General features: G+C 71.8%; 21 protein-coding genes. 11 read left to right on the top strand and 10 right to left on the bottom strand.

Translation table 11 applies throughout. The annotated features are described in order from the left end of the window. Positions 1 to 148: 148 nt before the first annotated feature. Genes FKD65_RS13740 through FKD65_RS13720 form a run of 5 tightly spaced genes read left to right on the top strand, consistent with a single transcriptional unit; the run spans position 149 to position 4,344 of the window. Positions 149 to 661: a hypothetical protein gene (locus FKD65_RS13740; RefSeq protein WP_141577876.1), complete on the top strand. Its 513-nt coding sequence runs from the start codon at positions 149 to 151 to the stop codon at positions 659 to 661. Then, positions 661 to 1,785, top strand: a complete 1,125-nt coding sequence (locus FKD65_RS13735) for a peptidoglycan-binding protein (protein ID WP_141577875.1) — start codon at positions 661 to 663, stop codon at positions 1,783 to 1,785. Before FKD65_RS13740 ends, FKD65_RS13735 begins: the two co-directional genes overlap by 1 nt. After that, positions 1,782 to 2,519 (top strand): ABC transporter ATP-binding protein, encoded by a 738-nt coding sequence (locus FKD65_RS13730; RefSeq protein ID WP_141577874.1) that lies wholly within the window; start codon positions 1,782 to 1,784, stop codon positions 2,517 to 2,519. The genes FKD65_RS13735 and FKD65_RS13730 overlap by 4 nt, the downstream gene beginning before the upstream one ends. Further along, positions 2,516 to 3,721, top strand: a complete 1,206-nt coding sequence (locus FKD65_RS13725; protein WP_141577873.1) for an ABC transporter permease — start codon at positions 2,516 to 2,518, stop codon at positions 3,719 to 3,721. Before FKD65_RS13730 ends, FKD65_RS13725 begins: the two co-directional genes overlap by 4 nt. Before the next feature lie 47 nt (positions 3,722 to 3,768). Beyond that, complete coding sequence (locus FKD65_RS13720; RefSeq protein WP_141577872.1) at positions 3,769 to 4,344, top strand: antibiotic biosynthesis monooxygenase; 576 nt, start codon at positions 3,769 to 3,771, stop codon at positions 4,342 to 4,344. Here the strand turns inward: FKD65_RS13720 and FKD65_RS13715 are convergent, their stop codons facing one another. The 3 genes from FKD65_RS13715 to FKD65_RS13705 form a co-directional block, all read right to left on the bottom strand. Next, a complete protein-coding gene (locus FKD65_RS13715; RefSeq protein ID WP_141577871.1) occupies positions 4,345 to 6,138 on the bottom strand; it encodes a choline/carnitine O-acyltransferase in 1,794 nt (597 codons plus the stop codon). 70 nt (positions 6,139 to 6,208) lie between these two features. Continuing rightward, positions 6,209 to 7,018 carry a class I SAM-dependent methyltransferase gene (locus FKD65_RS13710; protein ID WP_141577870.1) on the bottom strand — a complete coding sequence of 270 codons (810 nt, stop codon included), beginning with the start codon at positions 7,016 to 7,018 and terminating at the stop codon, positions 6,209 to 6,211. A 13-nt stretch (positions 7,019 to 7,031) separates the two neighbouring features. Further along, positions 7,032 to 7,895: an arpA protein gene (locus FKD65_RS13705; protein ID WP_141577869.1), complete on the bottom strand. Its 864-nt coding sequence runs from the start codon at positions 7,893 to 7,895 to the stop codon at positions 7,032 to 7,034. A gap of 269 nt (positions 7,896 to 8,164) precedes the next feature. Between FKD65_RS13705 and FKD65_RS13700 the strand changes: the two genes are divergently transcribed. Together FKD65_RS13700 and FKD65_RS13695 are read left to right on the top strand one after the other, a co-directional pair. After that, a complete protein-coding gene (locus FKD65_RS13700; RefSeq protein ID WP_240810128.1) occupies positions 8,165 to 10,018 on the top strand; it encodes a serine/threonine-protein kinase in 1,854 nt (617 codons plus the stop codon). Between the two features lie 182 nt (positions 10,019 to 10,200). Continuing rightward, a complete protein-coding gene (locus FKD65_RS13695) occupies positions 10,201 to 11,418 on the top strand; it encodes a PP2C family protein-serine/threonine phosphatase (protein ID WP_141577868.1) in 1,218 nt (405 codons plus the stop codon). Here FKD65_RS13695 and FKD65_RS13690 read toward each other — a convergent pair. The 6 genes from FKD65_RS13690 to FKD65_RS13665 all read right to left on the bottom strand — a co-directional run bounded on the left by FKD65_RS13690 (position 11,405) and on the right by FKD65_RS13665 (position 15,672). After that, complete coding sequence (locus FKD65_RS13690) at positions 11,405 to 12,400, bottom strand: alpha/beta hydrolase family protein (protein ID WP_141577867.1); 996 nt, start codon at positions 12,398 to 12,400, stop codon at positions 11,405 to 11,407. The two genes, FKD65_RS13695 and FKD65_RS13690, sit on opposite strands and share 14 nt — an antisense overlap. Positions 12,401 to 12,618: 218 nt before the next feature. Continuing rightward, positions 12,619 to 13,965 (bottom strand): hypothetical protein, encoded by a 1,347-nt coding sequence (locus FKD65_RS13685; protein ID WP_141577866.1) that lies wholly within the window; start codon positions 13,963 to 13,965, stop codon positions 12,619 to 12,621. Then, the gene (locus tag FKD65_RS13680) at positions 13,962 to 14,201 is read right to left on the bottom strand and encodes a hypothetical protein (protein ID WP_141577865.1); all 240 of its coding nucleotides are present in this window, start codon (positions 14,199 to 14,201) and stop codon (positions 13,962 to 13,964) included. The genes FKD65_RS13685 and FKD65_RS13680 overlap by 4 nt, the downstream gene beginning before the upstream one ends. A gap of 99 nt (positions 14,202 to 14,300) precedes the next feature. Then, positions 14,301 to 14,582, bottom strand: a complete 282-nt coding sequence (locus FKD65_RS13675; RefSeq protein WP_141577864.1) for a hypothetical protein — start codon at positions 14,580 to 14,582, stop codon at positions 14,301 to 14,303. Positions 14,583 to 14,839: 257 nt separating this feature from the next. Beyond that, a complete protein-coding gene (locus FKD65_RS13670) occupies positions 14,840 to 15,091 on the bottom strand; it encodes a hypothetical protein (protein ID WP_141577863.1) in 252 nt (83 codons plus the stop codon). Positions 15,092 to 15,393: 302 nt separating this feature from the next. Then, positions 15,394 to 15,672, bottom strand: coding sequence for a hypothetical protein (locus FKD65_RS13665; RefSeq protein WP_141577862.1), 279 nt, complete (start codon positions 15,670 to 15,672; stop codon positions 15,394 to 15,396). Between the two features lie 216 nt (positions 15,673 to 15,888). On the opposite strand from FKD65_RS13665, the gene FKD65_RS13660 reads away from it, so the two are divergent. After that, positions 15,889 to 16,425 carry a bacterioferritin gene (locus tag FKD65_RS13660; RefSeq protein WP_141577861.1) on the top strand — a complete coding sequence of 179 codons (537 nt, stop codon included), beginning with the start codon at positions 15,889 to 15,891 and terminating at the stop codon, positions 16,423 to 16,425. 1 nt (position 16,426) lies between these two features. Continuing rightward, on the top strand, positions 16,427 to 17,395 hold the full coding sequence (locus FKD65_RS13655; RefSeq protein WP_141577860.1) for a TIGR03557 family F420-dependent LLM class oxidoreductase: 969 nt from the start codon (positions 16,427 to 16,429) through the stop codon (positions 17,393 to 17,395). 78 nt (positions 17,396 to 17,473) lie between these two features. On the opposite strand, the gene FKD65_RS13650 is transcribed toward FKD65_RS13655, so the two are convergent. Continuing rightward, positions 17,474 to 18,748, bottom strand: a complete 1,275-nt coding sequence (locus FKD65_RS13650; RefSeq protein ID WP_141577859.1) for a M14 family metallopeptidase — start codon at positions 18,746 to 18,748, stop codon at positions 17,474 to 17,476. Between the two features lie 702 nt (positions 18,749 to 19,450). On the opposite strand from FKD65_RS13650, the gene FKD65_RS13645 reads away from it, so the two are divergent. Together FKD65_RS13645 and FKD65_RS44185 are read left to right on the top strand one after the other, a co-directional pair. After that, positions 19,451 to 19,936 carry a hypothetical protein gene (locus tag FKD65_RS13645; RefSeq protein ID WP_141577858.1) on the top strand — a complete coding sequence of 162 codons (486 nt, stop codon included), beginning with the start codon at positions 19,451 to 19,453 and terminating at the stop codon, positions 19,934 to 19,936. A 225-nt stretch (positions 19,937 to 20,161) separates the two neighbouring features. Continuing rightward, positions 20,162 to 20,305, top strand: coding sequence for a hypothetical protein (locus tag FKD65_RS44185; RefSeq protein ID WP_168221031.1), 144 nt, complete (start codon positions 20,162 to 20,164; stop codon positions 20,303 to 20,305). Positions 20,306 to 20,833: the final 528 nt, after the last annotated feature.

Raw genomic sequence — 20,833 nt, 5'->3', positions numbered from 1 at the left:
GAAGCCTCCTCCGGAGCAGATGGTGCCGGAGCCCGTGTTTCGTTTCCGTTAGGAACCGGCTCCCCGGCGCGGAAACGCGGGAGAAACGCTCCGCCGGGTTGCATCGCTCTCCGTCGGCCGGAACGGCTCCGGCCGAGAAGGAGGAGAAATGCGACTGCGGATCCTGGCCGCGCTGCCCCTCGCGGCGGCGCTGGTGCTGACCGGGTGCGGCTCGGACGACAAGGGCGACACCGTGGCCTCGGCGAACGGGGGCGCGAAGCAGGGCGACGCGAAGCCAGGCGGCGACCAGCTCAGCCCGGAGGAGCGCGGCGTCAAGTTCGCCCAGTGCATGCGCGAGCACGGCGTCGACATGGAGGACCCGAAGCCCGGCGAGGGCGCCCGGATCAAGGTCAAGGGCAACAAGGCCGTCGTGGACAAGGCCATGGAGGCGTGCCGGCAGTACAGCCCCATGGAGAACCGCACGGGCGCGCCCGATCCGAAGATGCAGGAGCGGGCCCGCGAGTTCGCCAAGTGCATGCGCGAGAACGGCGTGGAGAACTTCCCGGACCCCGACCCGAACCAGCCCGGCATCCGGATCGACAAGAAGACCGTCGGCGACGACCCGGACCTCGAGACCGCGCAGCAGAAGTGCGAGAAGGTCTTGCAGGGCGGCAGGAAGTGATGGGAGAGACCACCGCGGAGCGCGCGCCGGCGAAGCGGGAGGGGCGCCGCGGCCGCCGCCGCCGGCCGCGCTGGAAGATCGCCCTGGCCGTCGCCGCCGTGCTCGCGGCGGGCGGCGTCGCCACCGCGGCGGCGCTGCGGTCCGGCGGGGACGGGGGCGGCGGCCGGGCCGCGGGCCTGCCGCCCGGCACGGCGAAGGTGGCCAGGGAGACGCTGAGCGACACCCAGACCGAGGACGGGCGGCTCGGCTACGGCCCGACGATGACCGCGACGAACCAGACCAGGGGCACGATCACCTGGCTGCCCGAGAGCGGGGACCAGATCACCCGGGGCCACCGGCTCTACGAGGTCGACGGCGACCCGGTCGTGCTGATGTACGGGTCGAAGCCGTCCTACCGGCCCCTGCGGATCGGGACCGAGGGCTCCGACGTGGAGCGGTTCGAGAAGAACCTCAGCGCGCTCGGCTACGGCGGATTCACCGTGGACGACGAGTACACCTCGGGCACCGCCGAGGCCGTCCAGGAGTGGCAGGACGACATCGGGGCGCCGGAGACCGGGACCGTCGACGTCGGACGGGTCGCGTTCGCGGACGGGCCCGTCCGCGTGGAGACGGTCGCGGCGCACCCGGGCGAGCCCGCCGCTCCCGGCAAGAAGGTCCTCGACTACACCGGGACCACCCAGGCCGTCACGGTCGAGCTCGACACCGCCGACCAGCGGCTGGCCAAGAAGGGCGCCCGCGTCGAGGTGACGCTGCCGGAGGGCGCCCCGGTCGCGGCGAAGATCGACGAGGTCACCACGGTGATCGAGCCGGGCGCCCAGGGGGAGGAGCCGACGACGAAGGTGGAGGTCACCATCTGGCTGGCCTCGGCGAAGGCGAAGAAGGCCGCCGCCCGGTTCGCGCTGGCGTCGGCCGACGTCGAGTTCACCGCGGGGCAGCGCGAGAACGTCCTGACGGTGCCGGTGTCCGCGCTGGTCGCGCTGCGGGAGGGAGGCTTCGGCGTCGAGGTCGTCAAGGGCGCCGCGTCGTCCTACGTCCCGGTCGAGACCGGGATGTTCGCCGGCGGGAAGGTCGAGGTCTCCGGGCCGGGGATCGCCGAGGGCACGCTCGTGGGGGTTCCGAAATGATCACGCTGCGGGACGTGGTGAAGTCCTACCCGGGCGGCGTGCACGCCCTCGCCGGGGTGTCGCTGCACGTCGGGGCGGGCGAGCTGGTCGCGATCGTCGGCCCGTCCGGCTCGGGGAAGACGACCATGCTGAACATGCTCGGCACCCTGGACCGCCCCACCTCCGGCGACATCCTCATCGACGGGCACGACGTGGGGAGGCTCCCGGACGCGAAGCTGTCCGCGCTGCGCGCGAGCCGCATCGGGTTCGTCTTCCAGCACTTCCACCTGGCGGCCGGGACCCGGGCGATCGACAACGTCGCCGACGGCCTGCTGTACTCCGGGCTGCGCCCGGCGGCGCGGCGGCGGCTGGCGGCGGCGGCGCTGGAGCGGGTCGGGCTCGGCCACCGGCTGGACCACGAGCCGCACGAGCTGTCGGGCGGTGAGCGGCAGCGGGTCGCGATCGCACGGGCCGTGGCCGGGGAGCCCGCGCTGCTGCTCGCCGACGAGCCGACCGGCGCGCTCGACTCGGCGTCCGGCGAGGGGGTCATGGCGCTGCTGCGCGAGCTGCACGCCGCCGGCACCACCGTCGTGATCATCACGCACGACCGGGAGATCGCGGCGGGCCTGCCCCGGCGCGTCCGGATGCGCGACGGACTCGTGGTCGACGACTCCGCGGTGGACGACTCGGCGGACGGCTCGGCCCCGGCCGTCCCGGTGGCGGGCGGCTCGCGCCTCACGGGGGCGGAGCGATGACGGCCGGGACGCTCCAGCCGGCCCGGATGTGGCCGGGCGACGTGCTCAGGGTCGGCGCCGTCGGCCTGCGGACCCGGCCGCTGCGGGCGTTCCTGTCCGCGCTCGGCATCGCGATCGGGATCGCCGCGATGGTCGCGGTCGTCGGGGTGTCGTCCTCCTCCCGCGCCGACCTCGACCGGGCCCTCGCCGCGCTCGGCACCAACCTGCTGACCGTCTCGCCCGGCAACACCCTGACCGGGGACAAGGCGGAGCTGCCGCTCGAATCGGAGGCCATGGTGGCCCGGATCGCCCCCGTCCAGGAGGTGTCGGCGACCGGCCTGGTGGACGACGCGAAGGTCTACCGGACGGGCAAGGTCCCCGAGACCGAGACCAACGGGATCGCGGTCTACGCCGCCCGCACCGACCTGCGCGCCGCGACGGGGGCGAGGCTGCGCGCGGGCGTCTGGCTGAACACCGCGACCGGCGGGTTCCCCGCGACCGTCCTCGGGTCGACCGCCGCGCGGCGCCTCGGGATCGGGCACGCGGCGCCGGACGTCCAGGTGCTCGTCGGCGGGCGCTGGTTCACCGTGATCGGCATCCTGGAGCCGGCGGAGCTGGCCCCCGAGCTGGACAGCGCCGCGCTGGTCGGCTGGGGCGCCGCGCAGTCCCGGCTCGGGTTCGACGGCCATCCGACGACCATCTACACCCGGTCGGCGGAGGCGAGCGTCGAGGACGTCCGGGACGTGCTGGGCGCGACCGCGAACCCCGAGGCGCCGAACGAGGTGGAGGTGTCGCGGCCGTCGGACGCCCTGGCGGCGAAGAAGGCCGCGGGCGAGGCGTTCACCGGGCTGCTGCTCGGCCTCGGCGCGGTCGCGCTGCTGGTCGGCGGGGTGGGGGTCGCCAACACCATGGTCATCTCGGTGCTGGAGCGGCGGTCGGAGATCGGGCTGCGCCGCTCCCTCGGCGCGACCCGGGGCCAGATCCGCACGCAGTTCCTCTCCGAGTCGCTGCTGCTGTCGGCGCTCGGCGGCGTCGGCGGGGCGGTCATCGGCGCGCTCGTGACGGCCGTCTACGCCGTCTACCAGGGGTGGCCGGTCGTCATCCCCGCCTGGGCGGTGCTGGGCGGCGTCGCCGCGACCCTGCTCATCGGCGCGGTCGCGGGCCTCTACCCGGCGATCAGGGCGTCGCGCCTGAGCCCCACCGAGGCGCTCGCCACCACCTGATCCGCCCATGCGCGAATGGAACGGACAGGACGGGTGAGACCTCTGGCATGGCCGCAACCGACACCGAGCCTGTCACGAGCGTGTTCACCTGGGACGTCAAGCCCGGCCGGGAGCGCGACTTCGAGGAGTGGGCCGAGGGGCTCCACGAGGTCGCGACCCGGTTCCCCGGGCACCGGGGCGCGACCTGGCTGCGCGCGGAGGGCTCGCGGCACCGGTACTACACCGTCGTGAACTTCGCCGACCAGGAGCGGCTCGACCGCTGGCTGGCCTCCGACGAGCGTGCCGAGTGGATCGACCGGGTCAGCGGGATCGCCGATGAGCACCGCCAGGACACCACGGGGTTGGAGACCTGGTTCAGCCTGCCCGGCGAGTCCGTCCCGCCCCCCTCCAAGCTCAAGATGATCGTGGTCACGTTCTGCGCGGTGTACCCGATCGCCCTGCTGCTCCAGGCCTTCGTCACCCCGCTGACGCAGGCCTGGCCGCTGCCGGTCCGGGCGCTGACGTTCCCGGTCCTGGTGATCCCGGTGCTCACCCTGGTCGTCATGCCCGCGCTCAGCCGGGCGTTCCGGAACTGGCTCTACCCGGTCGGGCGGACCCACCGGCCCGCGAAGCCCGGCCGGTGATCAGGCGAGCAGCTCCCGCAGCTCCCGGACCGCCTCCCGGAGCCGGACCGCGAACTCCCGCATCGCGTCCTCGACGGGCCGCGGGGTGCTCAGGTAGAGGTTGAAGCGGTCCGGCAGCAGGACGTAGGCGACGCCGATGCACTGCTCGCTGGTCGACCCGAACCCGAAGTACCGGATGTTGACCGACGGCGCCGAGCTGGTGCTCAGGTAGTCGTCCCGCATGACGAGCCAGCCGGGGGAGTCGAACAGCGGGAGCGGCTCGGTGACGCCCAGCTCGGCGCCGCGCCGCTTCCGGATGAGCTGGAGCTCCCACAGGTGCTGCTCGGGAGCCTGCCCCGCCTGGCACTCCTTCGCCCGGCGGACGTGGGCGTCGGCGGCGGCGCGGAACGCGTCCCGGCGGAGCGCGGGCCCGGCGGACGGGTCGTCCATGGCCTCGACGAAGCGGAGCACCTCCGGGGTCACGACGCGCATCGCCTCGGTGCGCCCGTTCCGGTACTGGCGGGTGGCGATCGACTCGTACGTGGCGCCGATGCGACCCTTCGCGCGCTTGTGGGCGAGCTGGTAGGCCATCTGGACGAATGCGTCGGGGGACATCTTCAGCCGTTTAATATCATCTGTGCCGAAGTTGTCGAATGAAACGGCCGTCGTGGCCGTGGCCGCCGCGTAGCCGGCGAACGCCGACGCGGCGTCGCGGATGTCGCTCCGCAGGGCGTCGTCCAGGGTGAACTCGATCGCCTCGGTGACCGGGAGGCCCTGCGCCCGCGCACCCGAGCGCTCCGACAGCTTCTCCGGGGCCTCGCTCAGCAGCGCGTCGACGAAGCTGAGGATGGTCGTGCCGTCCAGGCCGCAGTGCTCCACGTTGATGCCCGCGGTGCCGTCGGCGAACACGATGAACGAGACGGCCTTGTCGAACCAGCGGTTCGCGCTGTCGCCATGGAGGAGGTGGTCGCAGGCGTCGAGATCGTCGGCGGGGACGAAGTCCTCCAGGCAGACGCAGAACAGCGCCGTCTCGATGTCGTCCAGCGCCTCGGCGTTGCCGAGGGCCAGTAGCGCCTCGCGGCTCGCCGCCCACTCCGCGCGGGCCTTGGTGGTCAGGTGCCCGGCGGACGGCTCCGGCGCGGACTCCGCCTTCATGACGGCGGCGAGGCCCGCTCGCAGCTCGTCCAGCGTGTGGGGGGCGCCGTCCGGCCCCAGCACGTCCATCCGGACCATGTTGCCGCGGTAGAACACCACGATGTGGCGGGCGCCGGACGGCCCCGGCCACTCGGCGCCGTAGGGGGCGCGGACCGTGTCCTGCTCGGCGCCCGGGATCCGCGTCGTGGAGAACAGGAACCGGTTCTGCGCCATCGACAGCGGCCGGCCGCGCTGCACGACCGGCGGGATCTCCTCCCGGTCCAGGCGGAGCTTGTAGTCCAGCGCCCCGGCGATGAGCCCGGCCGCGCGCTCGGCCTGCCCCTCCGGCGACTCCTTGAACAGGAAGAAGAAGTTGGCGTTCAGCGCGATCCGGTCGCGGCGGCCGAGGTAGCGGTAGGGCCAGAACGTGTCCAGCCAGCTCCGCACCCCCTCGCTCGCCTCGTAGCGCTCCAGTTCCGCGTGCAGGGCGCGGCCCGGGCCGTCCGGGCGGGCGAAGGAGGCCAGCGCCGACTCCGTCCCGGCCAGCTCGTCCGCGGTCAGCAGCGGCGCGCACCACTCCAGGAACCGCTCGCAGGTCGCGTCGAGCGCGGGCAGCGGCACCCGCGGCAGCCGCTCCTCATTGCCGAAGGTGCGGGACGAGAGTTCTTCGCCGGCGTTCACATCGATCCTCTTGTTCCATGGTCGGTCACTGGACGGGACGGTCAAGCGGGCGGGGGCGATCGACCGCGGGTCAGTCGCGGGGGCGGGAGACGTAGAGCTGCGCGTAGAACCAGCCGTCGGCCTCCAGGCCGCTCGGGTCGACCCCTGCCCCGGCGAGGCGGTCCAGGACGAGCGCCTGCTCCTGCGGCGTCGCGAACCGCCGCTGGCGGAACAGGCCGTCGTGGCGGACGGTCGCGTACCCGGCGGCGGCGAGGGTCTCGGCGATCGGGTCGAACGGGAACATCCGCAGGATGAAGTGCGCCATCCACGGCCTGCGGTCCCCGTGCGCCTCCACGACGCGGGAGACGGTGCGCTCGGTGACGTAGCCGAGGCAGCCGGTCGAGATCACCAGATCCGTCTCGGCGAGCTGGGCGCGCTGCTCGGCCGTAGGGTCGCCGCTCTCCAGGTCCGCGTGGACGGCGCCGTCGAGGAACCCGGTTTCGAGGGCGTAGGAGAGGGCGTTCGCGGAGGCGTCCAGGCCGAGGAAGCGCAGCCGGTCAGCGGCCCCCCGGGAGCGGATGAGCTCCCGGTCCCCGGCCAGCAGCGCGGCGCGGGTGAGCCCGGCTGCGCCTGGGCCGCCGTAGCGCTCGTACAGCTCGCCCATCGTCACGCCGTACTTCAGCAGGGCCGCGTTGATCCCGTAGGAGCAGCCGATGTCGAGGACGGTGGGGACCGGGACGCCGCGCGCCTCCCGGTACTCGGCGATCAGCCGCTGGAAGTGCGGTTTGGCCAGTTCCGGGATGTCGTAGCCGAGTCCGCGCAGCGTGCCGAAGTAGGCGCGGGGGTCGGGGCTGGTGTAGATGTGGTCGAGCGAGATCTTCCCTGTGGTGTCCGTGCGCACGGGCGGGTGCCTCCTAGTCCAGCAGCCGGTCGACCCGGACGGCGCGTCCCTCCGCCGCCAGGTGCTCGGGCAGGACGCGGCCGAAGAGCTGCCTCGTGCGCGCGACGCTGCCGATGACCCCCGGGCGCTCGCTGTAGGCGAAGATCGCCGTGTGCCGCGCCGTGTCCCCCCGGACCTCGGCCACCCGGTGCAGCGAGTACCGTCCCTTGAACAGCTGCAGGTCGCCCGGGCGGAGCGTGAGCCGGCGGACGAGGTCGCCGCCGTGCCCGGTCAGCACGCGGCGCACGTCCCCGAAGTTCTCCGCCGCCGCCGACCTGATGTTGGGGCAGTACTCGAACGCGCCCCCGTCCTCGGGCTCCTGCGTCAGCAGGCTGACCGTGAACTCGTTGGTGTCGAAGTGCCAGGGGTGCCCCATCCCCGGCTCGACGACGTTGAGGACCAGCCCCGACAGCGGGTCGGCCAGCTCGTGCACCCGCGGCAGCCCGAAGCAGGCCGCCACGAACCGCTGGAAGTGCCCGCTGCCGTAGAGCCGCTGGACGACGGAGCCGGCGGGGATGCGGTCGCGGGCGACGAACGCGTTGCCCCGGTCGACGGTGATCCGCCCGGGATGGCCCTCCGGCAATGGCGTGTTCACGTCGATGTTGTAGGCGTTCACCGTTTCGACGTCGTAATGCGCGTGCGGGGCGATCGCCGCGCATTCCGCGCGCAGCGCGTCCCGCAATGCGGGGCGAATGAAGTCGGGCAGCACGCAGCAGCCCGTTTTCGCCAGCTCGTCCCCGGTGCTGGAAACGAGGGCGTCCCACCCGGCGCCGCCCGGTGCGGCCAGCGGATAGCGCTCCGTGTCGACGACCTCTGCGAGAGCCTCCGCTGCGCCCATGAAGATCCTTTCGCGGTCGGCGAACCCAACCGGGGTTCTAGCACATTGCTTCCGCGAATTCATGGCCGCGCTTTTTCCTCGCGCTTTGTCACCAAATGATAAGCCCGGCCCGTGACCTGTGCCTTCGACCGTTCCCGGGCGCGCGGCCGCGGCGCGGGCGGTGTGTCCCATATCACCGGGCCCCGGTCCCGGCCCGGCTCCGGCCGTGGCGCCGGTGCCGACTTTCCGCGAACCTTTCCTCACGCGGTGGCGTCAACGGCCTGTGAAGCATGATCGGAAGAGCGGCGGGAGCGGCGATGGACTGGCGGCTGGCGGGGTTCACCGAGGACCGTGAACTCGGACGGGGGGCGCAGGGGCGGGTCGTCCTCGCCCGCCATGCCGGGTCCGGCACCCCGGTGGCGATCAAGTACCTGGAGGGCGCGGACCCCGCGGCGATCGCCGGGCTGCGCGCCGAGGCGCAGATGCTGGGCCGCCTGACCAGCCCTTACGTCGCCCGCCTCTACCAGTTCGTGGAGGGCGAGCAGGGCGCGGCGATCGTGATGGAGGCGGTGAACGGCGCGTCGCTGAAGGAGGTGCTGCGCGAGCACGGGGCGCTGGCCCCGGAGGCGGCGCTGCTCGTGCTGAAGGGCTCGCTGCTCGGGCTCGCGGCGGCCCACGCCGTCGGGGTCGTGCACCGCGACTACAAGCCGGCGAACGTCGTGGTGCGGGCCGACGGCCTGAGCAAGCTCGTGGACTTCGGCATCGCCGTCCTGTCCGGCGGCGGGTCGTTCGCGGGGACGCCGGTCTACATGGCGCCGGAGCAGTGGCGCGGCGATCCCGCCACCCCCGCCACCGACGTGTACGCCGCGACCTGCGTGTTCATGGAGTGCGTCACCGGGCGTCGCCCGTTCGCGGCGGCCGAGCGCGCGGCCCTGATGAACCAGCACCTCACCGCGCAGGTCGACGTCCGGGACGTCCCCGAGCCGCTGCGCCCGCTCGTCCTGCACGGGATGGCGAAGGAGCCGGGGGAGCGGCCCCCGGGCGCGGCGGAGTTCGTGGCGTGGCTGGAGGGCGTCGCCGTCGCCGCCTACGGGGGCGACTGGGAGCAGCGGGGCGTCCGGGCCTTGGCCGCCGCCGCGGTCGCCCTGGCCGCGCTGTTCCCGCTCGGGGCCCTCGCCCTCACGCCGGGGGCGTCCGCCGCGGCCGGGGCGACCACCGCGGGCGCGGCGGGCACCGCGGGCACCGCGGGGGCGGGCGGCGCGAGCGGCGCCGGGACGGCGGGCGCCGCCGTGAGCAAGGGCTTCCTCGCCACCGCGGCGGGCAAGGGCACGCTGGCGGCCGCGGGCGCCGCCGTGGCCGCCGCGACGGCGGGCGGCGTCGTCTACGCGGTGCGGGACCACAAGCCCGCGCCGCCGCCCGCGCCCGCCGCCGTCGTGACGCTCGTCGCCGACAGCCGGCGGCTGGCGAACCCGGCGATCGAGGTCCAGAACGCGCGGTACCCGAAGGTGACCGGATTGAAGGACCCCGCGCTCGAACGCCGGGTCAACGCCGAGCTCCGCGGCCCGGTGGACCGGCTGATCGCCGACGCGCGAAGGACCGCCGCCACGATCGACTGCAAGGGCAAGCCCGTGAAGCTGGGCACCGAGACGAGGCTCGGGCTGCACGGCCCGGGCCTGGTGTCGGTCCGCTACTTCATGCTGTCGGACCACTGCGAGCAGGCGGACGGGTCCCCGGGCGGCGAGGTCGTCACCGTCGACCTGCGCACCGGCCGCAGGCTGACCGCCGCCGACGTCTTCCAGCCCTCGACCCTCACCCCGGACGGCGTGCGGCGGCTCCAGACGCTCGTCCGGCAGACTCCGGGCACCAGGGAGCGCCGATGGGAGGAGTGCAACACCGCCGACGGCGCGTTCAAGGTCGCCGACTTCTCGCCGCACAAGCTCCCGGGCTCGACGGGTGACGAGCCCAGCCCGCCGCTCCTGAGCCCTTTCCTCACCCCCGGCGGGTTCGAGCTCTCCTACCTCAACGGGGGCAGCGACGGCTGCGGCAACCTGAACTTCCGCGCCCCCTACGCGACGGTCCGCGCCCTGCTGAAGCCCGGCATCGCCGCGATGCTGCCCGCCGGTCCGTCCCCGGCGCGGTCCTGACGCCCGGCCCGGCGCTCACCTGGGGCTTTCCCGGGTCATGCCCCACCTGGGCGGCGCTGGAGAGGTTCTCGGGAGGGTAGGGTCTGGTAAAGGGGCGATGCTGTCCTGGACAACGGTGGTCCGCCCGCGGGACGGCGGAGTGCACGAGCCCCGAACAGCCGAGAGCGCAGGGCGGCGAACCGATGCTGAGAGCACTGCTGGCGGCCAGCCATCTGATGTCGATGGAGCAACTGCCGGGCGCGGTGGCCCGGCACGCCGCCGACCACGGCCTCCGCGACGCGATCATCTACGTCGTGGACCTCCAGCAGACGGTGCTGCGCCTGCTGACCGGCGAGGGGCCGGACGCCGGGCAGGACCCGGGGGCCGAGCCCCCGGAGCTGAGGATCGACGGCACGGTCGCGGGCCGGGCCTTCCAGACGATGGAACCGGCGGCCGGGCAGCTCCTCGACGACGGCGACCGCCAGTACTGGGTGCCGATCCTCGACGGGGCCGAGCGGCTCGGCGTGCTGCGCGTGACCTTCCGCGACGACGACGACCGGGCCCAGGAGGAGGCCGAGTCCCTGGCCGGCCTGGTCGCGCTGATCATCGTCAGCAAGGGCCCGTACAGCGACTCCTACGCCCGGCTGGTGCGGACCAGGGACATGACGGTCTCGGCGGAGATGCAGTGGCGGCTGCTGCCCCCGATGACCTTCGCCAACGACCAGGTCGTCATCGGCGCCGCGCTGGAGCCCGCCTACATGCTGGGCGGCGACACCTTCGACTACGCGCTCGCGGGCGAGACCGTCCACCTCACGATCTTCGACGCCATGGGCCACGACACCACCGCCGGGCTGACCTCCAACCTCGCCGTAGCGGCCTGCCGCAACAGCCGCATCGAGGGGGCCGGGCTCGTCGAGACCGGAGAGGCGATCGAGGCGGCGCTGCTGGAGCAGAACCCGACCGGCCGGTTCGTCACGGGAGTGCTCGCCGAGCTCGACCTGCCGACGGGCCGGCTCTCGTGGGTCTCCTACGGGCACCCCGCGCCCGTCGTCATCCGCGGGTCGCGGTGGGTCACGACGCTGGAGTGCCCGCCCGGCGCACCGCTCGGCACCGGCCTCGGCGTCCGCCCGGAGGTGTGCGAGGAGCAGCTGGAGCCCGGCGACCGGATCCTGTTCTACAGCGACGGGATCGTGGAGGCCCGCGACCCCGAAAAGCACGAGTTCGGGCTGGACCGGTTCGTCGACTTCATCATCCGGCGCGAGGCCGACGGGCTCTCGGTCCCCGAGACGCTGCGCCGCCTCGTCCACAGCATCCTGGAGCACCACGCGGGGCGGCTGGACGACGACGCCACCGTCCTGCTCCTCGAATGGCACGGGCCGCTCGGCGCGGACGACGCGACGGAGCGCCTCAAGAACGACTGAGCCCGGATGCGGGCGCGAGGCCCAGGGCGTCCATGAGCATCGGGTACGCCTCGTGCAGGTCGCGCTGCCAGTAGGGCCAGTCGTGCTGCCCGTCGAAGAAGCGGGCGGTGACCGGGATGCCGAGGCCGTGCAACCGGTCCGCGAACGAGTGCGCGTGCTCGTTCGCGGCGGCCTCCACCGGATCGGTGAACGGCAGCCCGCCGAGGGAGCCGGCCTTGCCGTTGCCGCACGCCACCCAGAGCCGGACGCCGCGCAGCCGCCCCGCGAGGTCGGTCGGGTTGTGGGCGTGCCAGATCGCGGCCTGGTCGTCGGGGTCGCCCCACACCCGCCGCCAGTCGGTTCCGGGGCAGGCCACGGCGGGGCCCCAGCCCGTCGAGTCGTCCCCCGGTTTGTGGCCGTACAGGGTGTCCAGGTAGCCGCTGAACGCCGCCGCGGCTGAGAACATGCCCGGGAACCGGGCCGCGTACAGCATGGCGCCGAGGCCGCCCATGGAATTGCCGGCGATCACGCGCTCCGGCCCGGCGCGGTAGTCCCGTTCGAGAATCCCGCGGAGCTCGGTCATGTGGAAGGTCTCCCAGCGCGGTGGGCCGCCCTTCCCGTAGTTCCACCAGTCCGAGTAATTGCCGCAGCGGCCGCCGTCCGGCATGACGACGATGACGCCGGTGCGGGCGGTGAGTTCGGCGACGTCGGTGTCGCGCGTCCAGGCGGTGTAGTCGTCGACGCCGCCGTGCAGCAGCCACAGCGTGGGCCAGGTGCGCGCCGCGCGCCGCGACCAGCCGGGAGGGAGCAGGAGCCGCGCCTTCTGGCGGCCGTCCATGGCGGGCGAGGCGATGGTCAGGTCCAGGGTGCGGGGCGCGACGGCCGTCTCGGCGACGACCTCGGCGCGGGGCGGCGCGGCCGCGATGGACCGGTCCACGAACGTGAGGGGCAGGAGCAGTGCGAAGGCCCCCAGCCATGCGGCGGGGGCGGGACGACGGAACAACTCGGGGCCTTCCGGAAAACACCGGCCGCGCGGACGGGCCGGCCTTTGAAAAGGGAGAGGAGATCTTTATGCCGAGCCTTCTCCCCGGGTCTCGAGGATTCCCTTGCCCTGACGCTTCGAAGCGCAATTTGAAAAGCTTATAAAATGCATTTACCTGGAAGCGGCGAACGCGCCGGGCGCCCGACTGGGGGCGCCCGGCGCGTTCACCGGCGAGCCGCTCAGGCCCCCGACGCGGCCTTGGTGACGGGCGCGTTCACGTAGCGGACGGCCCACCGCACCAACCCGCGGGCGAAGCCGTACAGGATGAACGCCAGACCGACCAGCGGCAGGACCAGCAGGAAGATCTGCAGGCCCGAGGTGACCAGCGTGAGCGGGTCCGCGCCGTCGGCCGCGGCGGACGCGAGCTTGCGCATCATCCCCCAGTCCTTGACCACCAGCGCGGGGATCTGAGTACTGATCAGCGCGAGCTGGATCGCCAGCGTGGGGATCACCGTCAGCACCCACACCGTGACGAAGACCTGGGGCCAGCGCTTGAGGTCGGCGAGCCTGGGGTCCGGGCGCCGCAGCAGCGCCCGGCGCAGGATCGGCCCGATGTACCGGAACAGGTCGGGGATTCCGATGAGGTCGGACATGATGTAGTACCCGTCGAAGCGCAGCGTCGGCAGCAGCTGCTGCACCATCTCCAGGTTGACGTAGACGACCGCGAGGATCAGCGGCGCGAACCCCGTCTGCAGGTACAGCAGTGTCAACCCGACGACGAAGATGCCGTTGAAGTAGACGCCCGCGAGGTCGGCGCGGAGCCGGCCCGCGCGGCCGAGCCGGTACGACTCGGTGATGTCGGTGTAGAACGCGGGCCACACTATGTAGATGCCGCAGCCCATGGCGCCCGGTCGGACGCCGCCGTACCGGCACGCCGAAGCGTGCCCCACCTCGTGGAAAGCGCACGAGGCGATCCCCAGCACCATCACCAGCAGGATGCTGACAGGGTTGAGGATCGCGAACGACAGGGCGTCGGAGATCGACCGGGCCGTGAGCACCCAGACCTCGCTGGCCGCGAACGCGCCGAGCACGAGCGCCATGACCGCGGGGCGGAAGAGCCAGGCGAACAGGCCGCCGACGAACCAGGTGACCGACTCGGGGAAGACCGCGATCCTGAAGCGCAGCGCCAGGAACGGGTCGGACCGGACGACCGGCGGCGCGGTGCCGTCGCTGTAGGTGGTGACGCCGAGCGGAGCGAGCTTGTTGTCGACGAGGTAGACGACCTGCTCGCCGGTGAGCCGGGCGCCGGCCGCCTCGGAGACCGTCTCGGCGACGCGGGCGAGCGCCGTCTCGACGTCGGTGGTGCCGGCGAGGGCGTGGTGCCGGTGCAGCGCCCCGGCGACCTGGTACAGCAGCGGCGGCAGCCGGACGAGCTGCCCGTTCGGCAACCGGACGAGCTGGGGCGTGTCGCGGTAGCCGGAGTTCTTGAACTCGCCGATGAGTTCGGCGCCGTCCGCGAGCGCGGGCAGGACGAGGGTGCCCGCCGTGCCCGCTCCGCCACCGTCCTTCGTCGCCGGGCCGCTCATTTGCCGTCGTGGTACAGGATGGGCACGCAGGTCTTCGCCGTGTGCTCGGGCTCGGCGAGCAGGCCCGTGCCGAGGAGGCCCGCCGTCCCCATGTAGTGCTCGTACCGGCAGGCCTCCGCGGTCTTGGTGCCGGATCGGCCGCCGGCGGTCGACAGCAGCATCCGCTCCGGCAGGAGTTCACCCGACAGCCGCTCGAGGTCGGCGTAGCGGACGGTTGGAGAGTTCTTCTGGGGCATTTGTCGTAGCTTTCGCGTCGGTTCTGGAAGGGAGGAAGGGCCGGCGCTGTACGCCGGCCCTTCTCATGCGGGCGAGGCCCGCGTTCACGTTCGCTCGGCTCAGTGACCCGAGACCACGGCGGCGCTGGAGCACACGAAGTGCGACTCGTTGTCGGCGTTGAGGACGCCGAGGATGCCCTCGTGGCTGGACACGGTGCTCTGGCACAGCGGGACGACCGCGGTGGTGCCGGTGCTGCCGCCGCCGTGGTTGAGGTTGAAGTTGCCGTTCTCGTTGCCGTTGCTGTTGCCGCCGCCACCGGCGAGAAGGGTGGACAGCACGGCGCGCTCCGGCAGGACCTCGCCGGTGAGCTTGTCGAGGTCGCTGTAGCTGAAGGACTTCATCTGGTTCTTTCTCCTTGTCGCGCCCGGATCTCGAGGTGGAGACCGGATGTCCTTTCCCTCACTCCGGACCGAAGTGAGGTGACTCTACGTATAGCACGGGTGACGTTGAGTATCCAAACAGGGGCTGACCGGCGGATTCGCCGTGTCGCGACGGGGGGCCGCGATGCTCGCGCGCGTGCTCCGAAAGGGGAGAAAGGGCCGGCGGTGTGCGCCGGCCCTTCTCGTGCGGGCGTGGCCCGCGTTCACGTTCGCTCGGCTCAGCCGCGCGAGACCACCACGGCGCTGGCGCACACGAAGCTGGACTCGTTGTTCGCGTTGAGCAGGCCCAGGAGGCCCTCGTGGCTGCTCACGGTGCTCTGGCACAGCGGGACGACCGCGGTGAAGCCGCCTCCGCCTCCGCCGTGGCCGTGGCCGTGGCCGCCACCGGCGAGAAGGGTGGACAGCACGGCGCGCTCCGGCAGGAGTTCGCCGGTGAGCTCGTCGAGGTCGCTGTAGCTGTAGGACTTCATGTGGTTCCTTTTCTCCTTGTCACGCCCGGATCTCAAGGTGGATACCGGATGTCCCCTCCTCATTCCCGGCCGGGAGTGAGGTCGCTCTACGTATAACACACATGACTATCTGTAACGCAAGAGGTGCTGATCGGCGGTTTTGTCGTGCGTGGCGGGATGGTCCGGGAATTCGAGATGGACGGTAAAGAGCTCGCCCGGAAATCTTTGTCATGGCTTTCACCGAGCATTTTGAAAAAAGAGGAAGGGCCGGCGGTGGCCGGCCCTTCCCGTGCGGGCGAGGCCCGCGTTCACGTTCGCTCGGCTCAGTGCCCCGAGACCACCGCGGCGCCGGCGCAGGTGAAGGAGGACTCGTTGTCGGCGTTGAGGACGCCGAGGATGCCCTCGTGGCTGGACACGGTGCTCTGGCACAGCGGCACGACCGCGGTGGTGCCGGTGCTGCCGCCGCCGCCGAGGTTCAGGTTGTGGTTCTCGTTGCCGTTGCTGTTGCCGCCGCCACCGGCGAGAAGGGTGGACAGCACGGCGCGCTCCGGCAGGACCTCGCCGGTGAGCTTGTCGAGGTCGCTGTAGCTGAAGGACTTCATGTGCTTCTTTCTCCTTGATGCGCCCGGATCTCGAGGTGGAGACCGGAAATGTCTTCCCCCCGCCCCCCTTTGAGGCGATGTAGCTCTACGTCTATCACTGACTACGCAGAGTGTCCAACCTGCGCGCCGGTCACTCGGAGACCGTGCGCTCACGCAGGCATGAGCGGCCCCCGCTGGGTAGGAGAGCCCACGTCCGTGCTGATCAGGAGGGGGAACATGGCCGAGAGCAGCTTCAGCCTCGACGTCGCGGCGATCCGCGAACGCGCGCGCGCCAAGATGGCCGACGGCCCGGTGACCGACGGCTACGGCCGCAGGACCGAGGAGGTCATCGGCGTCCTCAACGACGTCCTCGCCACCGAGATCGTCTGCTGGATGCGCTACGCGCAGCACGCGATCAGCGCGACGGGCATCGACCGGGCGCAGGTGGCCGCGGAGTTCAACGAGCACGCCGACGAGGAGCGCGACCACGCGATGCGCGCCGCGGAGCGCATCAGCCAACTCGGCGGGCAGCCCGACTTCGACCCGAAGACCCTGGCCGAGCGCTCCCACACGACCTACAGGACGTTCGACGAGAATGACCTCAAGAGCATGCTGGAGGAGAACCTCGTCGCCGAGCGGATCGTCATCGAGTCCTACCAGGAGATCATCCGGTGGCTCGGCGACGGCGACGTCACCACCCGGAGGCTGATGGAGCACATCCTCGCCGAGGAAGAGGAGCACGCCGACGACATCATGGACCTCCTGGGGATGTGACATGGAATTCGGATACACGCTGCTCTGCGAGCAGACACCGGCCAAGCAGCTCGTGACCGACCTCGTCGAGGCGGAGGAGGCGGGCTTCGCCTACTCGGTCATCTCCGACCACTACTTCCCGTGGCTGGAGAGCCAGGGCCACTCCGCCTACGCCTGGTCGGTGCTCGGGGCGCTCGCCCAGGCCACCGACCGCATCCCGCTGATGACGTTCGTGACCTGCCCCATCATGCGCTACCACCCGGCCGTGGTCGCGCAGAAGGCCGCCACGATGGGCGTCCTGTCCGACGGCCGGTTCTCGCTCGGCCTCGGCGCGGGGGAGAACCTGAACGAGCACGTCGTCGGGCGCGGCTGGCCGTCGGCGGACGTCCGGCACGAGATGTTCGCCGAGGCCGTCGAGATCATCCGGGCCCTGTTCGGCGGCGACTACGTCAACTACCGCGGCCGGCACTTCAGCGTCGACTCCGCGAAGCTGTACGACCTGCCCGACGAGCCTGTCCGGATCGGCATGGCGGCGTCCGGCGGGCGGGCGGGCCGGCTCGCCGCCGAGCAGGCGGACCTGCTCATCTCCGACCAGCCCCTCCCGGAGGTCGTCGAGCTCTTCCGCGACGGCGGCGGTGCCGACAAGCCCGTCTACGGGCAGATCCCGGTCGCCTTCGGGCAGGACTACGAGGAGTGCAAGGAGCGCGCCCACCGGACCTGGAAGTTCTCCGCTCCGGGGTGGAAGGTGATGGCCGAGCTGCCGGGTCCGGTGAACTTCGAGGCCGCGACGGAGACCGTCCGGCCGGAGGACGTCGTGGAGTCCGTCCCCTGCGGCGACAACGTGGACGACTACGTCGAGGCCGTCCAGCAGTGGGCCGACGCGGGCTTCACCCACATCTCGTTCTGCCAGTCAGGGCCCGAGCACCAGAAGGACTTCCGCACCTGGGCGGAGGCCGACCTCCTCCCGGCCCTCCGCGAACGCTTCGGCTGACGCCCCGTCCCGGCACGCCTCGGCCTGCACACCGGCCCGGCCCGCCGCGGGCCGGGCCGGACCGGCGTCCGCGGATCCCTACGCGCAGTACTGGCCCTGCTTGCCGATCGCCCGGTACGGGCAGTCCGCGTAGCCGGTCAGCCGCAGCAGGGCCTCGCGGCTGCGCTGGACCTCACCGGCGATCGCGGACGGCGGCGGGTAGAAGCTGCCTCCGGCCAGTTCGAACGTGAACGAGAAGATGCGCTGCTGCCCCCACGTGTAGTCGTCGGTCGTCCCGTCGGTGATGTACAGGTCGCTGGACTGCTCGGGGTCGAAGCCGTTCGTCCCGGCCAGCTCCCGGCCGATGGTGCGGTGGGCGGCCTCCTCGTCGGCGGACATCGCGCCGGGGACGGTGTTGCTGTAGGTGTAGCCGAACGGCCAGAGCACCAGCTCCGCGTCCGAGTGGATGTCCAGGAACATCCCGAGCTGCTGCTTGCCGCCCACGACCCGGCTCCGCACGAAGTCGGCGAGGACCTTCGTCTCGACGGCGGACTCCGGACCGGTACCCCGGTAGGTCTCGCTGGAGCCGTTGCCGGACGACCCGCCGCAGCAGCCCCACTTGTAGGCGAAGTTGCGGTTCAGGTCCGTGCCGGTGGACGTCGGGTTGGGCTGGCGGTTCTTGCGCCACATCCGTCCCGGCTGGGTGTCGCTGGTCATGTCGTAGACCTGGCCGTCCGGGTTGACCATGGGCATGACGTAGATCTCGCGCGTGTTCACCAGGTTCGTGATCCGGCTGTCGGACCCGTAGCCGGCGGTGAGCTGCCCGATGTAGTCGAGCGCCTGCTCGGCGGTGAGCCGCTCGCGCGCGTGGATGTTGGCGATGATCATGACTTCGGGCTCGTTCTCGTCGGTCGCCACGTTGTCGCTGATCTTCACGCCGACGATGTCGCGTCCCTGGTAGGACCTGCCGACCACGAACTGCCGGGCGATCTGCGGGTGGGCGGCGACGACGGAGTCGACCTCCGAGCGCATCTCGGCGAAGGTGTGGTACGAGGTCGCCGCCGTGCTCGGCGCCGCGCTCGGGTTCGCGGCCTGCGGGGGAGCGGCCTGGACGGCGAAACCGAGCCGCCGGATCGCCGCGACCTCCGAGGGGATGGCGCTGACCTCCACGGCGCCCGCCCGGACGGCGTTGACCGCCGCCCCGGTCCGGGCGACCCGGCTGCGCTCCTGGACGGTCCGGGGACCGGTGACGACGTACTGCCCGGCGGTCTCGGGGCCCGGCGCCGCCGCGGCGGGCGCCGCGAGCCCGGCCAGGGCCAGCGTGAGCACCGCCGGAACGGCGAGCAGGGAACGGAATCGGCGGGATCTTCTCATGACGGGGTACCTGCCGTTCGGCTGTGGGCGCCCGCTCGCCGCGCCGCGGGGGTCTCCCGCCGGCGCTCGCGGACGCTCGCGGTCCCGCCACGATGGACCGGAACCGCCCGCCTGACAATGGCCGCCCGCCGGACCAACCGATCATTCCGGGAATCGGGACCTCCTGGCGAAAGACCAGTTCAGCGATGCCCCGCCGCAGGCGCCGAAGCGCGTTTCCAATGCCGATCAGACCGAATGTGAAATTTCACAGCCGTCCAGGTCCCCTCCCGTACACCCGCTGCGATGCTGGCTCTGTGTAACGGGTTCTCACTACCCTCGCGCCCCCTCTGATCTTCCCGCAGAACAGGCCGGTGGCCCCCGAGTCGAGAGGGACTCTTGTTTCTCAATACGTCTGTATCCTGCACAGATAGCCACTTACGGACGTTCGAAAGGGCATTTTATGAACAGGGTCATCTTCAGATAACAAGAGAGTGCGGTTCGGGTGTTGACCACTCAAGTACCTTTGTCTATGTTCTCTGTTAGAACGCGTTCTACTCCGGATGGAACCCGTGTCGAGGACGACACGGCGGTTCCCCGGACCGGTCCCTGATTCGCGGCGGCTTTCCCCACCGGCCATGGGCGGAGCCGCGCATGTCTCAGTGGACCTCCCACCCCACCCCTCGGGTGCAGGCGCGACGCCCACCGTTCGAAATGAGGCCCCCCTTGTCTCGCACCACGAAGTTCGCCGCGATCGCCACCGCCGCGGCAGCGGCCACCGCGACCGTCGCCCTGTCGGCCTCCCCCGCCCTGGCCGTGACGCCCGGGACGTTCACCGCCAACCTCAACGGCACCATGACGATCAACGCGGGAGTCACGGCCACCTGCACCAGCTCCACGCTGAAGGGCAGCGTCGCCTCGAACGGCACCTCCGCCTCCTACACCTCCGCCACCGCCGGCGGCTGCGGTGTCACCGTCACCCCCAGCGGCCTTCCCTGGAGCGGCAGCTTCAGCGGGGGCGTCGCCAAGATCAACAGCTTCAAGATGAGCGCGATCGGCTGCACCTACAGCGGGAACCTCACCGGCAGCTACACGGGCACGAACTTCCCGCTCACCGTCAGCTTCGTGAACCAGACCGTCACCAAGACGAGCGGCCTGCTCTGCCCCTCCTCGGCGACCGTCACCGCCAAGTACAACTACACCCAGCCCTAGCCCGCGCGGGGGCGGCACACGGCCCTGACGTCAACCGCCCCGCCCCCCGCACCGCCGTGGCCCCGCTCAGGGGCCACGGCGCCCGGCTGCGCGCCCCTCTCACCGGACCCGGTCCCCGCAGACCGCGCACCAGCCGCCCCTTCGCCGCGTCGTCGCCCGCGTTGGCGAGGCTCCGCGAATGCAGGCCGTCTCAGCCCTGAACCGCGACATCCCGATCAGCGGTTCGTGGCCGCCCGAGACCTGAACCTCGCCGAACCCCCGGCCGCCGCGCAGCGCCTCAGCGACCATGCCCCGGCCCCGGCCGGGCGCCATCGCGAGGCCGTGGTCGAGCCCGGCGAGCCGTCTCGCCGCCAAGGGCCCGCAGGCTGACCGACCGGCAGGATGTCCCGATAGTCGACCAGACGTTGCCGCATCAACCGGTGCACTGCCGCTGGAGCGCAGACGAGACGCCGACCCCCGCGTGCCGGAACACGAGACTGAACGCATACGCCGCGCGGAACACATCCGCGCCGAAGGCCCCCTCGCGCGTCCCGCACCTCGGAGCAGACGATCCGTCTCACCAAGCCCGAGCCCCCAACGGTAGACGCGGCTTTGTGTTCCTCGGTCTCGGCGAACGCGCCGAAGCGCAGTTCACAAGCTGGTACATCCTGATCAACCCACGCCATGGGCCCGCACTGGGCCGGGCACTCGGCCGAAGCCGTCCTTGTCCTCCAGAACCGCGAGCTCAACGCGCGTTGAAGAGGTCAGTGAGCGGCTGATGGGAAGCGAACTCGCGCTGTCGGCTTATGGGTGCGCAAGGGAGATCTCGCCGAGTGGAGTTGCCTCCTCCGACGATCTCCGAACAGTCCTCACCAAGACGGCGTCCGCAAGGCAAGCCGTACAAACAGAGGAAAGGCG

It is taken from the genome of Actinomadura sp. WMMA1423 (assembly GCF_006547145.1).
Classification (GTDB): Bacteria; Actinomycetota; Actinomycetes; order Streptosporangiales; family Streptosporangiaceae; genus Spirillospora.
Note: the sequence above shows the minus strand (reverse complement) of the source record. Positions and strands in the feature narration are given on the sequence as shown.